This window comes from Wolbachia endosymbiont of Drosophila baimaii (assembly GCF_028982185.1).
Lineage (GTDB): Bacteria > Pseudomonadota > Alphaproteobacteria > Rickettsiales > Anaplasmataceae > Wolbachia > Wolbachia pipientis.
Genome location: NZ_JAPQLE010000071.1, coordinates 1 through 1,872, shown reverse-complemented (window position 1 = coordinate 1,872; position 1,872 = coordinate 1). Strand labels below are relative to the sequence as shown.

General features: G+C 31.8%; 1 protein-coding gene and 1 pseudogene. Both read left to right on the top strand.

Features of this window, described 5'->3' with window-relative positions; translation table 11 throughout:
* Positions 1 to 890 precede the first annotated feature (890 nt).
* Positions 891 to 1,541 carry an AAA family ATPase gene (locus OZD66_RS02235; protein WP_275022101.1) on the top strand — a complete coding sequence of 217 codons (651 nt, stop codon included), beginning with the start codon at positions 891 to 893 and terminating at the stop codon, positions 1,539 to 1,541.
* Between the two features lie 109 nt (positions 1,542 to 1,650).
* Positions 1,651 to 1,872 (top strand): annotated as a pseudogene (locus OZD66_RS02230) (IS110 family transposase); the annotation flags it as partial.

Below are 1,872 nucleotides of genomic sequence, written 5' to 3'. Positions count from 1 at the left end.
TTATTATATTAAGCCTTACTACTCCGTCACCTCTGGTAGTAGGTATAGTAGGTGGTATCGTTGATGCTATTTCCATAATACCATTAATAGTAGCTTACATTTTGCTTGTGGCTATATCGAATATCTTTATTACCAAGTCTTTATAAATTTGAGCTAATGTTACTGTCTTCATTTCTTCTTGGTTGTAATATTGCTGAAAGTTATCTATTTCCATAGGTATAACATATAATCTGATTTTATAAGATATTCTACCGGGATTAAAATATCGTGAATCTTAGGCGTTATAAACAAAATTTACAGGAAAAATAAGATGATACTACTCAAAAAGGCAAACAAGACGGTATTTTTCTGGCATAAGTTAGCGTTCAGCTTTACCTTTCCTTGCAAGACATTTTAGAGCTATTATGTCTTACTTCTTGAAGATACAAGTTAGCGTTTTTAACCCGAATTCTGGATTGAAGATTAAAAAAAACAAGAATATCAATAGCTTATTGTTTTAGCATTTACGATAAAGCAGTAAGCATTTTAAGATTAGTGACTAATTTAGTAAAATTCAAGACTTTCAATAATTTACCTAAAATCTAATCCAGAATTCGGGTTAATAATAAAATCTTGTTTTTTGAAAATGAATTTGGTAAACTTTAAAGATGTATGTGACAATATGGGGGTATGTTGTTTTTAGTATTTAATAAGTTAAAGTACGTACTTGATAATTTTTCTGAACGCTCTAATCAAGCTAAAATAGGTAAGCTAGATAAAATTATTCTTAGTTTGAAGTTGGTATAGGGTATTAAGATGAAAAAAATTGAAATTTCAGAATTACTAAAAGAATTTCGATCTGTTTACTATGCGTGGCAACTATTATCTCTATCGCTTTTTTGTTTGCCTATATGCATACAATTTTGCTTAGTAAAGGGTATGAGTTAGCTGCACATTATGTTAGTGAAGCTATGCCTTGTGTGTTACTTGTCGTTTTCTTTTTTATTGCTTGGTTTATATATGATCAAATATTCAGCAAACTAAAGGAAGTAGAGCTGCCTATATCGATAGAATTAGCTGATTCAGATGATAAAAGAATAACATTTGCTGATGCTATAATTGATGACTCCTTAAAACAACGGTTGCAGATGATTTGCTGTGACCAAATGACAGAAGAAATGCGCAAGCTGTTTGGAAATAAAAGTATTAATTCACTAAGAGGTTACATATTACATGGCCCTCCTGGAAATGGTAAAACACTTATCGCTCGTGCAATTGCAGGTGAATCAAATATGAATTTCATAAGCATCTCAGGTCCTGAACTTATTGGAGTATATATTGGTCATGGTGCACATGCTGTACGCGAGCTTTTTAAAATAGCAAAAAAATATTCTCCTTGTATAGTCTTTATAGATGAAATAGATGCAGTTGCTCAAAAAAGAAGTACCGCTAATAACTCAGCTTACCATTGTCGAGAGAGTTTAACGCAGTTGTTAACTGAAATAGATGGATTTAAGAGCAGAAAAGATATAATAGTAATTGGTGCAACTAACATACTGTAATTGCGATTGAATGATGGAGAGACATACTCCATTATTTTAGCACGAAGTAACAAATTCAATGAATTGGTTCTTCAAAAATAATTTAAACTTTTACAGTAGGAGTAGTCTCATGAAATATTATAGCGGGTTAGATATCTCACTCAAAGAAACTTTTATTAGTATCGTTGATGAGAAAGGAAAAATTGTTAAAGAAGAAGTTGTTGCAAGTGAGAGCAGTGCAATAGCTGAGTTTCTGCTTAGTCAAAGCAGAGAATACGAATCCATAGGAATAGAAAGTGGGCAATTGTCAATATCGATGTGCAAAGAGTTAAGGAGCTTTGGATTACCAGTA

Coding starts and splice junctions, on each gene's coding strand:
- OZD66_RS02235 (WP_275022101.1), top strand. CDS start 891: ATGCATACAATTTTGCTTAGTAAAGGGTATGAGTTAGCTGCACATTAT.